General features: G+C 71.9%; 15 protein-coding genes and 1 pseudogene. 12 read left to right on the forward strand and 4 right to left on the reverse strand.

The genetic code is table 11. The features are described from left to right. The first annotated feature begins 382 nt into the window (after nt 1-382). Nucleotides 383-1,630, forward strand: a complete 1,248-nt coding sequence (locus ACYSMR_RS00545; RefSeq protein WP_461747058.1) for a sensor histidine kinase — start codon at nt 383-385, stop codon at nt 1,628-1,630. 103 nt (nt 1,631-1,733) lie between these two features. Continuing rightward, entirely contained in the window at nt 1,734-2,399 is a 666-nt protein-coding gene (locus ACYSMR_RS00550) for a response regulator transcription factor (protein WP_309125941.1), read from the forward strand. Nucleotides 2,400-2,968: 569 nt separating this feature from the next. Here the strand turns inward: ACYSMR_RS00550 and ACYSMR_RS00555 are convergent. The 4 genes from ACYSMR_RS00555 to ACYSMR_RS00570 all read right to left on the reverse strand — a co-directional run bounded on the left by ACYSMR_RS00555 (nt 2,969) and on the right by ACYSMR_RS00570 (nt 6,214). Further along, entirely contained in the window at nt 2,969-4,045 is a 1,077-nt protein-coding gene (locus ACYSMR_RS00555; RefSeq protein WP_461747059.1) for an ABC transporter permease, read from the reverse strand. A 44-nt stretch (nt 4,046-4,089) separates the two neighbouring features. Then, on the reverse strand, nt 4,090-5,049 hold the full coding sequence (locus tag ACYSMR_RS00560) for an ABC transporter ATP-binding protein (protein ID WP_461747060.1): 960 nt from the start codon (nt 5,047-5,049) through the stop codon (nt 4,090-4,092). A 303-nt stretch (nt 5,050-5,352) separates the two neighbouring features. Then, a complete protein-coding gene (locus ACYSMR_RS00565; RefSeq protein WP_251333620.1) occupies nt 5,353-5,718 on the reverse strand; it encodes a hypothetical protein in 366 nt (121 codons plus the stop codon). A 259-nt stretch (nt 5,719-5,977) separates the two neighbouring features. After that, the gene (locus ACYSMR_RS00570; RefSeq protein ID WP_461747061.1) at nt 5,978-6,214 is read right to left on the reverse strand and encodes a hypothetical protein; all 237 of its coding nucleotides are present in this window, start codon (nt 6,212-6,214) and stop codon (nt 5,978-5,980) included. Nucleotides 6,215-6,772: 558 nt separating this feature from the next. Between ACYSMR_RS00570 and ACYSMR_RS00575 the strand changes: the two genes are divergently transcribed. The 10 genes and pseudogenes from ACYSMR_RS00575 to ACYSMR_RS00620 all read left to right on the forward strand — a co-directional run bounded on the left by ACYSMR_RS00575 (nt 6,773) and on the right by ACYSMR_RS00620 (nt 11,608). Beyond that, nucleotides 6,773-7,234: a GNAT family N-acetyltransferase gene (locus ACYSMR_RS00575; protein ID WP_251333619.1), complete on the forward strand. Its 462-nt coding sequence runs from the start codon at nt 6,773-6,775 to the stop codon at nt 7,232-7,234. A 75-nt stretch (nt 7,235-7,309) separates the two neighbouring features. Further along, nucleotides 7,310-7,471: pseudogene (locus ACYSMR_RS00580) on the forward strand (hypothetical protein); the annotation flags it as partial. Nucleotides 7,472-7,915: 444 nt separating this feature from the next. After that, on the forward strand, nt 7,916-8,191 hold the full coding sequence (locus ACYSMR_RS00585) for a hypothetical protein (protein WP_461747062.1): 276 nt from the start codon (nt 7,916-7,918) through the stop codon (nt 8,189-8,191). 252 nt (nt 8,192-8,443) lie between these two features. After that, entirely contained in the window at nt 8,444-8,791 is a 348-nt protein-coding gene (locus tag ACYSMR_RS00590; RefSeq protein WP_461747063.1) for a hypothetical protein, read from the forward strand. Then, the gene (locus tag ACYSMR_RS00595) at nt 8,781-9,068 is read left to right on the forward strand and encodes a hypothetical protein (RefSeq protein ID WP_251333615.1); all 288 of its coding nucleotides are present in this window, start codon (nt 8,781-8,783) and stop codon (nt 9,066-9,068) included. Before ACYSMR_RS00590 ends, ACYSMR_RS00595 begins: the two co-directional genes overlap by 11 nt. Nucleotides 9,069-9,113: 45 nt before the next feature. After that, complete coding sequence (locus tag ACYSMR_RS00600) at nt 9,114-10,094, forward strand: DUF5655 domain-containing protein (protein WP_461747064.1); 981 nt, start codon at nt 9,114-9,116, stop codon at nt 10,092-10,094. 297 nt (nt 10,095-10,391) lie between these two features. Continuing rightward, nucleotides 10,392-10,559, forward strand: coding sequence for a hypothetical protein (locus tag ACYSMR_RS00605; RefSeq protein ID WP_461747065.1), 168 nt, complete (start codon nt 10,392-10,394; stop codon nt 10,557-10,559). Between the two features lie 75 nt (nt 10,560-10,634). Further along, on the forward strand, nt 10,635-10,802 hold the full coding sequence (locus tag ACYSMR_RS00610; RefSeq protein WP_251333612.1) for a hypothetical protein: 168 nt from the start codon (nt 10,635-10,637) through the stop codon (nt 10,800-10,802). An 11-nt stretch (nt 10,803-10,813) separates the two neighbouring features. Then, entirely contained in the window at nt 10,814-11,002 is a 189-nt protein-coding gene (locus ACYSMR_RS00615) for a hypothetical protein (RefSeq protein ID WP_461747066.1), read from the forward strand. 66 nt (nt 11,003-11,068) lie between these two features. Next, nucleotides 11,069-11,608, forward strand: a complete 540-nt coding sequence (locus ACYSMR_RS00620) for a hypothetical protein (RefSeq protein WP_251333610.1) — start codon at nt 11,069-11,071, stop codon at nt 11,606-11,608. Nucleotides 11,609-13,017: the final 1,409 nt, after the last annotated feature.

Raw genomic sequence — 13,017 nt, forward strand, 5'->3', positions numbered from 1 at the left:
GGAGACGTTCTCACTGCCGAGGTGCGGGGAGAGCGGACCGGATCAGCGGCCCTGGCGTGCACGCTGGAGCACCTGGATCAGCACTGTTCGGTGTGACCTGCCGACCGTGTGTCGGACACGAGGGAAGGCCGGGGAACGTTCCCGGCCTCCGCCGTGGGCAAAGGCCTTCCCCAGGCCCCCCGTATCCGCCCGCCGCTCGGCGGTCACCAGAGGCGCCAGCTCCGCACCGACGTCCACGTCCTGTGAACCCAGCTCGTTGAACGGACCCGACCACCTGAGGCGCCCGAGGACGTCACCTGCCGATGTCTATTCTGGGCGGGTGAGTTCCTCGTCCTCGTCGTCCTCCTCGCCGGTCACGTCCTCGTCGGGATGGCGTGTCTCGGTGCCGCGTCCGGTCACGCTGGCTCGTTCGGGGCTGGTGGTGCTGGTCGGTGCGGCGCTGATCTCGGACCTGTGGAACGTCCACACGGGGGACATCGACCAGGGGGAGCTCCCGCTGATCATGATGATGTATCTGCCGCTGTTCGTCGTGGCGTTCCACGTCGGGGTCGCCGCCATCGTGTGGGGATTGTCAGCGCTGGTCCTGATCCTTGCCGGGTACGCCCTGGGGATCCTGGTGCCCTCCGTGGTGGTCGGCGCGACGGGGACGTACGCTTTGCCGCGCGCACGGGCCGCGGTCCTGGCCGGACTGGTGGTCACGGCCAATGTGGCGGTGCCCTTCGTCGACGCCGATCATCGCCAGTTCTTCGTCTGGGTGGCGATCCCGATCGTACTGGTCGCCCTGACGTGCGGGGCCCTTCTGCGCTGGTCCCATGCCCGATCGCAGCAGGACGCACGCCGGATCGACGAGCTGGAACAGGTCAACGAGCGAATCCGGCACGACGAGCGCAGCCATCTGGCCCACGAGCTGCACGACATCGTCGCCCACGACGTCACCGTCATCGCCATGCAGGCCCGCCGGGCGGAGTTCACCGACGACCCGCAGAAGATCCGCGCGATCCTGGAGACCATCGGGAACTCCGCCCAGCAGACCCTGCAGGATCTGCGCCGGCTGGTGGTGATCCTCCAGGAGGAGCACGCTCGCGAGATCCAGCAGCACGAGCATGCGGCGGCTCCCCCGGAGGCTGCCGCCGGGACCGGCGCCTCCGGGCCGGCCGTGGCCGGGACGGCGAGCGCCGTGCGGGCCTCGGCCACGCTGGATCAGCTCACCGGGGAGACCACCACGGCGGCCGGTTTCGTCGAGGACCTGCGCACCGTCGTCGCCGCTCTGGAGTCCACCGGCCTGGCCGTGGAGCTGAGCGTGCACGGTGATGTTGCGCGCGTCCCGATCAGCGTTCGTCAGGTGCTGCGCCGGACCCTGCGGGAGCTGGGGACCAACGTCATGAAGCACGGGATGCCCTCGAGCACCGTGCGGGTGGATCTGGCGGTCGGCCAGGACGCGGTGCGTCTGACGATGGACAACGAACGGACCACGATCGCCCCGATCATGTCGACCAGCACCGGTCTGCCGGCCATCCGGGAACGGGCCCGCGTGTTCGGGGGCAGCGCCGAGTTCGGCGCCCAGGGGTCGAGGTGGCGCAGCAGCATCGCGCTGCCCCTGCGCGGGGCGGCCGAGGCTGAGCCCTCCTGACACGGCCGGCCCCGTGCACCGTTCGCGGGTGCAACAGGTTGGTAGGATCCCGTCCCGGAGCCGGTCATCGCACCGGCTCGACGACCATGGGAGGGGCTGGGCGATGACGACGACGGTGCTGGTGGTGGACGACGAGTCGATCACCCGGGAAGCCGTCGTGGAGTTCGTCTCCTCGGATCCTGAGATCGTCGTGGTGGGAGAGTCCGCCGATGGTCGGGTGGCGATCGGCCAGACGCGGGCGCTGTCCCCGGACGTGGTGCTGATGGACATGCAGATGCCGGTCATGGACGGGGTGGAGGCCACCCGGATCATCCGCCGGGAGTTCCCGGACACCGCCGTCATCGCCCTCACGACCTTCTCCTCCGAGCGCTACGTCGTGCCGGTCCTGCGGGCGGGGGCCTCGGGGTATCTGCTCAAGGACGCCAGGCCGCAGGAGATCATCGCGGCGATCCGCACCGTGCGCGACGGCGGCTCGATCCTGTCCCCGGCCGTCACCCGGCACGTGGTCGCCGGCATCGCCCAGTCCGTTCCGGCCCAGCCGGTCCCGGACCCCGAGCTGACCGCCGCGCTGACCGAGAAGGAGATCGAGGTCATCCAGTTGCTGGCCCAGGGCATGAGCAACCGGGAGATGGCCGAGGCGCTGTTCGTGACCGAATCCACCATCAAGGCCCGGTTCGGTAAGGTCACCGAGAAGCTCGGGGTCCGTGACCGGGTCCAGGTGCTGGTGAAGGCCACCGAACGGGGCCTGGTGCGGATCCGGGTCTCCTGACCGGGGCGGGCAGGGCTCAGCGGGCGGCGCCCAGGGCCGCGGGCAGGGGTCCTTCCAGGACCGGCAGTGCGCTGCGGGTCGGCATCCCCGGCGTCGAGGTGGTCGAAGACGTCCCCGGGGTCCAGGACCGATGTCGTGCCCCGGCCCATCAGTGCGTAGCGCACCGAGGTCTCGGACAGCGGCCGGGGCGTCCCAGGCCGGGTCCGGGTGTGAGCGCAGGATGGTCACGGCCTGGGCCGGCCCGGGCAGTGCCCGGGCTCGCCACAGGGTGGAGACGGCCGACGGCGCGGCGTGCAGGACCCGCCCGCCGGTCCCGCAGGGCCACAGCACGTCCCGGGGTGACGACTGGGCGGTCCGTGGTGCGGTGGCGGCCGATCAGGGCGGTGGCATCGAGCCGGCGCTCGGCCGGCTCCCGCTGGATGAGCGCGCCGCCCCCCGGGGCACCACGCCACGGAGCGTGGGGCCCTGGCCCCACCGGCTGGCGGACCAGTGCCCTGACGGCCCGAGCCGAAGCCCGTCCCCGGGGGCAAGGCCTCCGAGGCACGGGCAGGTCGGACGGGGAGAGCGGTTCAGCCCAGCAGGCGCAGGACGAGGACCACCAGCACCACACCACCGGCGAAGGAGACCACGGTGCGCACGGCCTTGGCCGACCGACGGGGCGCACCCGGGGTGGTCCCCTCGGGGGTGCGGCCCTGCTCGGAGGGCGCGCCGGCGGGGTCGGCCAGCGCCCGGGCCAGGCTGACGCGGGTGCCGGTGCGCAGCACGTTGTTGCTGTACAGGCGCACGGCCAGGTTGATGATCAGCGGGACAGCCACCACAGCGATGAGCACCGCCGTCGCCTGCTCCTGCCAGGTTACGGCGTCCAGCCCCTGCCGGATCGGCATGAAGAACGGCGCGACCATCGGCACCAGGGAGGCGATCTCGGTCCACCGCTCGCTGGCGGCGGAGGGCAGGAAGAACATGCCGGCGGCGTAGCCGAGCATGATCAGGAGCTGCAGCGGGTTCGTGGCCGCCGCCAGGTCCTCCTGCCGGGAGGCGGTGGCGGCCAGGCCGGCGTTGAGGGACGCGAAGACCACGAAGCCCAGGACGAACCACACCAGGAACCACACCAGGGTCGGGCCCGGTTGGATCCGGACCAGGGACCACCCCTCGACCGCGGTGAAGGCCACCGCGGCAGCGCCGCCGACGGCCAGCAGCTGGACCATGGTGAAGATCCCGCAGCCGATCAGCTTCCCCAGCAGCAGTTGCCGCACGCTCAGGCGGGTCAGGAGGATCTCCACGACGCGGGTGGATTTTTCCTCCACGACGCCGCTGGCGATCGAGCTGCTGGCGTAGGTGACCACGGTGACCAGCAGGGTGGTCATCACGGCGGCCAGCAGGACCTCGGTGTCCAGCGGCGGGGTGCCGGTGGCAGCGGTGCGGTCGACGAGCAGGTGCCCGCCGACACCGGCGACCGCGGCGGCGAGCGCGGCCAGGAACACGGTGGAGGCCAGCATGGCCCGGTTGCGGACCCGGGAGCTGAGCTCGCGCTGGATCACCAGCCCCAGTCCTTGGAACCATCCGGCGTCCTGGTGGTCGTTGCGGGCAGGAGTCGTTGCGGTCGGGGTCCGTGCGGTGGTGGTCGACGGTGCCGTGGTGAGGCTCATGAGCTGGGTGTCCTTCGGTGTGCGGTCGGGGCGGGGAGCCGGGGTCAGTGGTGGACCAGGGCCCGGGTCTGCGGTGGGGTCCGGGGCTCGGCGGCGCGTCGGCGGCCGGAGAGGACCTCCGCCAGCGAGGTGCGCTCCGGGGTGATGCCCATCAGGGTCCCGCTGCGCCCGGCGGCGGCGAGCACGGCCGCCGGGATCGGGCGGCGGGAACCGTCCACGGCCACCCGCGCTCGGGTCGGGTCCTGCGCATCGGCGCTGACCAGTACCCCGGGAATGTTCCCGGCCTGCTGCAGGAACGGGGCGGCGGTGCCCTGGAACTCGATCGACCAGCGGGACGTGCCGTCGTCGTCGAGCTCCTCCACCGTGCCGTCGACGACGACCCGGCCGGCCTGCAGCACGCACACCCGGTCACAGAGCCGCTCGACCAGTTCCAGCTGGTGGGAGGAGAACAGCACGGCCACACCCCGGTTCGCCTGGGCCTGGAGGAGGTCGGCCATGGCCTCGACCGCCTCAGGATCCAACCCGGAGAAGGGCTCGTCGAGCACCAGCAGCTGCGGATCCCCCACGAGGGCGACGGCCAGCTGCACCCGCTGCTGGTTGCCCAAGGACAGGTCCTGCACCGCCGTCTGCTCACGCCCCTGCAGGCCGACGGCGGCCACCAGTCGCTGGCCGATCTTCCGGGCCGTCGCCGCCCCGGACCCGTCGAGCCGGGCGAACCACTCGATCTGCTCCCGCACCGGCATCCTGGGGTACAGCCCCCGCTCCTCGGGCATGTACCCGAAGGCGCGGCGGACCGTGTCGTCCACGGGCCCACCACCCCAGCTGACCGTTCCCCGGTCCGCTGCCAGCATGCCCAGGATGATCCGCATGGTCGTGGTCTTCCCGGCCCCGTTGCCGCCGATGAAGCCCACGATCTCGCCCTGTCCGACCGTCAGGTTCAGCTCCTCGAGCACTACCCGGTCCCCGAAACGTCGTGAGATGCCCTCCAGGATCAACCCGTTCATGGTCATCAGTCCTCCTGCGTCAGTGCGTGGCATCGGGCTGCGGCCCGACACATCTGTCCCGTGTCACCACCACGCTAGGAAGCATCCGCAGGAACCCTGTTAGACCAAGGTCGAACCTTCTCCGGCACCGATGTCGAACACGACTCGCGGGAACACCGGGAACCCTTGGCCGGGGCGACACCCCCGCCCCGGGCCATGGCGTATCGCTGAGGCGGACGGCCTGTGCAGCGCCCGAGCCGGCCCTCGCACATCCGCGGGCAGCGCTGCGGGACCGCGGCATGGGACGCGTCGGCGCTGTCGCGCTTATGCGTGGCTCGCGTCGGGATCCGATCGCAGGGACAGCGCCTCGGGACGGGGGCCGGTGAGCGTGGCGCGTCCGTAGCGTTGGAGCACGGCCACGGCGACGACCTGCTCGAACAAGGTCTTCAGCAGGTGGCGGTCCTCCTCGGTCGCCAGGGGCGACTCCCCCAGCAGGTCCAGGGCCTCGACCCCGACGGAGGCCTTCCGGCCCTCGGCGTCGGTGGCGTAGTCCATCGCCCACTGCGTTCGGCGCCACCACTCGGCCCGTCCGTCGGCCTCCTTGCGCTGTCGGTCGCCGTGCCAGGCGAGCACCGCGGCGACCTGGATGCCGATGATCAGCGTCCTCGCGAAAACCAGCTGGACGACCACGAAGAACGCCTTCGGCCACCAGCGCAGCGCCGCCCGACGCAGCCGCGCCGTGATGGTGGGCTGGCCGTGCCGGGCCGGGTCGGTGCGGTCTGCGAGCTCGTGGTTCTCCAGGGGTCGGGGATCTCCCTGCCCATGTGTGCGGAGACGACGCGGAGGCCTACCGCGCTGCGGTGGACGCGAAGTCCCGGGCTGCGCGCAGCACCACGGCGCTGACCTCGTCCACCGGGTGCTCGCACAGGGTCCGCGGACGACCAGTCCTTCAGCGCCGCCCCCCCCGGAACCACGTCTGCACGGTCGACGCCGAGGTCCTCGTCTCGCCGATCACCGCGGCCACCTGGTAGGCCAGGCGCAGGCGGTGCTCCACGACTCGGGTCGGCCGGCGGGTGCCGGCGGCCCACTGCCGTACCGTCTTCGTGTCGGCCACCCCGCCGGGGTAGGCGACTGGCTGCGCGACCAGCTGCGCGCCCAGCCGCTCCCGCAGCTCGGCGACCACCACGGGGAACGGGAGCTCTACCGACTCGCGGTAGACCGGAGGAGACCGACCAGCTGGGGAACTGGCCGAGCCTGGGCTCCGAGTACGCCTTCACGGCGACGGCAAGGACTACCTGGTCGCCGTCGTCGACGGCCAGGTGTGGGGCTTCCTGCAGGGCTATCACGACTGCCAGGGGTGGATGGCCTGCGAGATGAGGCCGGCCCCGCCGCAGACGTGGGCGACCAGCAGGGTCGCCCATCTCGCCGTCCACCCCGAGGCCCGTGGCCACGGCCTGGACGGGGCCCTGCTGCGCGGGTGCATGTCCCAGGCCCGTGCGGCCGGCTCACAGTGGATCATGATGCACCCGGCCGAGCGCGGCGCCGGCGGACGCCTCCCGGTGGCGATGCAGAAGCTGTGCCGCCACGCCGGGCGGCGCTACGTGGAGCCGAAGGAGCTGCGGCGGCGCAACCGCCCCGCCCTGATGGCCGCCCCGCTGGTCGCCGCCCCGGCCTACCACCTCAAGGCCGCCGCCCACGTGCCGGAGCCCCAGCCGGTCCACAAGCGCCGGCGCACCCCGCAGCGGTGCTCCACGAGCAGGACTTCCTGGCCGATCTGCCGGCCTACACGGTCGCGGTCGACGGTGGAGCAGTCGTCGGGGTCTGCTGCGGGCACCACGCCTCCGGGTCTCGGAGGGAGTGCCGGGCCGCCCCGCTGCCGCCGGCGGACTGGGACTGCAGCTACATCGACACCCTCGTCGTCGACGAGCACCACCGCCGCACCGGGATCGGGACCGCGCTGCTGCGCGACTTCATGGGCCGGACCGCCACGGCCGGGTCGGACTGGCTGATGCTGTTCCCCAAGCGCGGGGACGGGCGCCCGATGCTCTCCGGTGCGCTGCCGGGCTTCTACGGGACGGCCGGGTTGCGGCTGCTGGAGCCGGCCGAGGACTACCTGCGCACCCGCCCGTGGATGATGGGTGTCCCGCGGGTGGCCAACCCCCAGTACGTCTTCGCTCGCTCCGCCGCGGCCGCCTCCGCCGCCTGACCAGTCCGGAGACCGGCTCGAGGGCGCGCGATGCGCGCCGCGACGACCGATCCATGCCCTTCCCCCACCATCGAGGGCTACGAGGCTGTGATCGACGTCTACGCCGCGGCCACCCAGCACGTGGACCAGGGCCTGTCGCTGACGCTGGTCTCCAAGGACACCACTACCACCCGCGACATCGACAAGGCCAAGTGGTACGCCTGGAAGTCCGGGATCAAGACGATGTCCTACTCCTGAACTCGCAAGATGGCCCCGGAGGGCACCGGGGTCGAGGGCTACGTTTCCTGCGTCCTGTGACCGGGTAGTGCGTCATTGGAACGAGCTCTGTACCGCATACGCGGTGCGCGCAGCCACCACGTCCTCGACGAGATCCTCGCCCACGACCACGACGCGGCCCTGACGTGGGGTGCAGCGCACCTGCCGGGCATGGGGAAGATCCTCACCGGCCACGGGTTCGAGCTGGTCGGCTCCTACTGGCGCCCGGCGTCACCAAGCGCAAGCTCACCCAGGCCTTCAGCGCCTCCCGTGCGGCCTCGCACGACCACCAGCGCAGGCCCCGGGAAGGGCATACCCTCCGGGAGTCCGTGCCCGTCCAGGACGTCCGCGCCATGCTCATCGAGCCGGGTGGCTCACCGACCCGGTTGCCGCCTGAGCGCCGGGTCCGCTGCTAGGTTCCCGACCATGAGCACCAGCGCTGCCCCGACCGGCCTCGGGCCCGGTTCGCCCACCAGCCTCATCGTCTTCGTGGCCCTCGCCCTGGCCGTTGTCGCGGCCTGCGTGACGATCGTCGTCCGGGTGCGCCGGCAGCAGCACTCGCGGCCCGGCGGACCGGCAGGCCGTTCCTCCTCGTCCGACGGCTCCACCGCCGGGGTGTGGGGTTCCGGTGCCGTCGGTTCCGACTCCGGTTCCGACCGCGGGTCCGGTGCAGACGGCGGAGGCGGTGGTGGCGGTGACTGATCTGAGTCCAGCCGCGGTCGCGGCCATCGTCGTCGTGGCCCTCGTGCTGCTCTCCTGGATCGCCACGACGCTGATCCCCCGCCTCCGGCGACGCCCTGATGCTCACGGGCCGTCCGGGGGCGAACGGCCAGGGCCCTACGACGGGCCCGCGCCCCGGCCTCGCCCCGGCGTCAACGACCGGTACGGCCGGCACGACCCCGCGGGGTACTCCGACGGGCCAGGTCCCTCTCCCACCGATATGGGAGCTGACGAATGCCGCTGCTGACAGAACAGAACCCCGTGCTCGAAACGGGTGTTCTGGAGATCCTGGCCTTCGCCGTCCCACTGCTGATCGTCCCCGCACTGATCATCACCCAGCTCGTCGTCGAGAGCCCCCTCCTGCGCCGGGAGCCGGCCGCCTCCCGCCGGCGCACCGCGGCCGCCGTCCTGGCGGTCATCTCTCTGGTCGTGGCGGCCCCTCTGCTGCTGATGGTCTGGGCCCTGGGCGTCTTCGGTCTGCTGCTGCTGGGTGGACTGGTCGTCCCCGCCCTCCTCACCCTGAACCGCCTGCGCCAGCCACTACCACCCCCACCGATCACAGGAGCGACCCATGGGGACTGACCCCATCCTCACCCAGACCCCGATCGCCGTGCCGGTCGGGGCGTTCATCGGCCTGATCGCGCTCACCATCACGGCCTGGCCGGTCCTGGCCGGCGAGCCCGTCACCGCGCGCCGGCGCCGCCAGGCGACGTGGGGGTCGTGGGCGTGCCTGGCCGGGGTGGTCTTCGCCGCGTTCACCGAGCTGGCGCCGGGCCTCTACGGCTTCATCACTCTGGTGGCCATCGCCGCCGTGGCCTCGCTGACCCTGTGGCGAGCCCGCGCCCTGCCCGCTCCCTGACCTGCCACCCACCGCCGGTCCCGACCGGCCACGAAGGAGACCTGCGTGGCCGACCTCAAGCTGTTCCGCATCCGGGAGGGCACCGCCACCGAGCCGCCCGGGGCCCACTCCCCGCTGGAGAAGCACCTCCAGCGCGTGGTGGAGGCCAGCATGGAGACCTTGTTCGGCGTGCGGTTCCTGCAGTCGGAATACCGCACCGGTGACCGGCACGGCGGACGCATCGACTCCCTGGGCGCCGACGAGACCTGCTCCCCGGTGAGCTTCGAGTACAAGCGCACCCGCAGCGAGAACGTCATCGACCAGGGCCTGTTCTACCTGGACCGGCTGATGGACCACCAGGCGGAGTTCGAGCTGCTGGTGATGCGCTCGGACCACGCCGAGCTCGCTGACCTCATCGACTGGTCCCGCCCCCGGCTGATCTGCGTGGCCACCGACTACACCCGCTACGACCAGCACGCCGTCCAGCAGATCGCCCGCTCCATCGGGCTGGTCCGCTACCGCGACTTCGGCGGGGAGCTGCTGGCCCTGGAGCTGGTGCACTCCAGCTCCACCGTCTCCACCACGGCCGCTGCCCTGCCCGCTGCCGCCGGCACCGCGGCACCCGATGGGCCGGAGCCGGCCGACGCCTCCAGCGAGACCCCGGACGGGGAGCCTGCGAGCAAGGCCAAGGACATGACGGTGCTCCAGCGATTCGAGCAGGCATCACCGGACCTGCAGGAGGTGTTCACCACGGTGGCCGACTACTGCGAGGCCCTGGGCCCGGACGTGTCGAAGAAGATGCTCAAGCACTGGATCGCCTTCCGGCGGCTCAAGAGCTTCGCCACCATCGACATCCACCCGTCCTCCGGACAGATCCTGCTGCACCTGCGCCTGGATCCGGACGCCGTGGAGCTCGAGGACGGCTTCACCCGCGACGTGCGCGCCATCGGCCATCACGGGGTCGGGGACCTCGAGGTCCGCATCAGCTCTGTCGCCCAGCTGGAAGCGGTCTACGCGCTCATCCAGCACGCCTACGAGAACGGCTGAGCCGGTGACCCGACGGCGCATCTTCGAGGAGGATGCGTGGCGCTCCCTGGCCCCGGTCCAGCAGGACCTGGTTATCGGGGTCGGTCTCGGTGCCCTCCTCGGGGCGTTCACCGACACGCTGGTCTGGCTTGCCGTCGGCGTGGGCCTCGGCGTCCTCATCGGGCGCCGTCGCTCCCCTGCCACGACCCCACCACGAACCTTGGCTACTCCAGTGACCACCCCACCCCGCCGCAAGCCCGCACCGGGAGTGCTCACCGAGGAGGAGCACGAGCACGCCGGTCACGGAGTGGAGGTCCTGTGGACCTCACCGGCGGGACCCTTCAGATGGAGCTGGTCTTCGACCGGATGCTCGACAGCGGCGAAGCTCGCGGCCGAACGCTGTCGGCCTTCGACGCCGCGGCCGCCCAGCTGTGCGCCCAGCACAGCGACGCCCCAGGGGCAGGCGCCGGCGCCATCCCGGCCTGATGCCCGGTCTTGTCAGACGGTGGCGGCCCGCACATAGGATCGGGTCACCACCGTCAGATCAGGGAGGACCGTTCCATGACAGACCAGCCAGATGAACTGAGCGAGGCACGCGCCGAAGTCGAGCAGGAGGACCTGAGCGTCGTCGACGACGACTCGTTGACCGCCAACACGACCACCGACAACGAGCGGGTCGACGACGAGACGTCCGGCCCGCCGACCGAGCAGCCGGGCGCGACGGAGTAGGGGCGTCGAGCATGAGCGCCGAGATGCCCGGCGACGACATCGAGATCCGCGGCGAGCCGCGGGAGGCAGAGGAGAAGGCCGACGAGGACGCGGACCTCTACAGCTCCACGGGGGAGGTCTTCGAGTCGTCCACCGACCCGGACGACGGTGCGCCGATAGAGGTCAGCAAGACCGACACCGAGCTGCCTCCCGCGGGGTAGCCGACCGCTGCGCCACCCCAGCCCGCAATCCCTTCGCACTCGGGAATCCAGCCGTAGGCTGAGCGCATGTCGATCGCGCTCATCCTGAAGCTCCTCGTCTCGGCGCTCACCACCGCAACCATTGCGGGGGTCGTCTGGTGGGCACGGAAGCACCCCAACCGGTCCGAGGAGTATCCGGAGCAGCAGCGGATGCCGAAGTTCGTGCCGGCGGTGGGCTGGCTGTTCCTGGTCGTGGGCTCCCTCATGGGCTTGCTGTCCCTCACCACGGACCGCGCCCCGCTCGGCGCCCAGATCTCCTCGGTGGCGATCGTCCTGGGCGGTGTGGCGTTCGTGCTGATGTACCGCAACTTCTACGTGGCGCCGCGCGACTTCGAGGTGGCCTTCCGCAGTGTGCTCGGCAACGAGCACGTCATCCCCTACAGCGAGATCGCTGAGTATCGCATGCAGATGCTGAAAGGGATGCCGTTCCTGACGGTCAAGTCCGTCCACGGCGTCACGCTGAACCTGAACATCAGCACCTACGACATGTCACCGCTGATGCGGGCCATCGACTTTCACCAGGTCACCGGCAACTGGCCGGCCCGCGTAGAGGTCAGCGGCCGGTAATCGAATGGCGGCCGTATCCGCCCCGCCGAGGCCTTCCCCGCACGAGGGCCCGCACTCCCCCGCGAGTGCGGGCCCTCGTCGTGCCTCCGCACACATGAGGACTACGAAGCCCATCGCACCGCTCGCCCGCGACGTCGTCCGCCGCGCCGGTCCGTCCGCCGCCCGGCCGCCGTCCCCGGTCCGGTCCGTGCCGGCCCGTGTCCACGCCGCCCGCCACCCCCCGAGCAGTGGGTCACCATCGACTGGTCCGAGGCCGACGTGTCCCCGTTCTGCCCCGACGAGGACGGGCAGATTGGATTCCTCTTCGGCAACCACCGCTCGGAGGGCCCGGTGCTCATCGAGGGCAGGACCGTGCCCGTGGACTGCCCGTCCACCATCGGGGCCCGGATCCACAAGCTCTCGCCCACGACCCCGCACAACGCCGACGCCCTGGAGCTCTACCCGCGCACTACCGGCCTGGTCTCCCGCGCGTCGGACTTCGAGGTCCCGCTCACGGTGCGGGTGGGCCGCAGCGCCTGGGCCGGCCGCCCGTCGGCACCAGCGCCCCGAGGACGAGCGTGCTGGACAGGTACCACCCCGCCTCCGCCCCCAGCCCGCCGGCGGGCTGCGCAGCGAGCCGGTGGCGGCGGCCAGGGCGAGCGTGAACACCGGCATGCCCAGCAGAATCACGACCCAGCGCCCGGCGCCGCAGCGACAGGCGAACGCCCGTCCCAGCAGCCTCCGGACGCCGCCCGGCCCGTCGGCCAGGCGGGTGACGAGCAGGGCCGAGCCCAGCAGCGCCACAAAGGTCAGGAGGAGCAGGAACGGCTCCGTGGGCGCTCCGGTGAGCACGGGGGTCATCAGCGCCGCCCAGCCCAGGCCCAGAGCCAGGAGGAGGAAGACCGCCACGGGCCGACACCGGGCCACAGAACCGGCTGGGGTACGGCGGTCGGTGTCCCGCGGTGGTGGGATGGGCGGGGTCATGGGTCCTCCTGGCCGGTGCGCGACGACCCCGTCGGGCGCCCCGGTGTCCGGTGTGCGCCCACTTCCGCGGGGTCGTCGCAGCACCGGGCCCATGTTCCAGCGTCCGGCCCGCCGAGGCCGCCTGCCCCTGCGCGTCCACGGCCCGCGACGCGGACAGGAACCGAGGGAGAGCCCCACTGGCGAAGACCTGGCCTGCCAGGTCGAAGACCGTGCGCGGCCTCGCCGGTGACCGGTCCCTGTCCTCGGACCCGGTTTCACGGCTCGTGCCGGACCGAACCACACCACGTGGGTACGACCGTCGGCGGGCCCACCCGCCTCCCGGGAGACGCACCCGCCGGCCTCTGCAGAGGGACCGCTGAGCTGACCGACGAACCACGTCATCGCCCCTGGCGTTCGCGGCCGCCCCGCCCCTGCCTCCACCGGTACGAGGCGATGCGCGGCTGCAC

The sequence above is a fragment of the Kocuria sp. U4B genome, assembly GCF_054875615.1.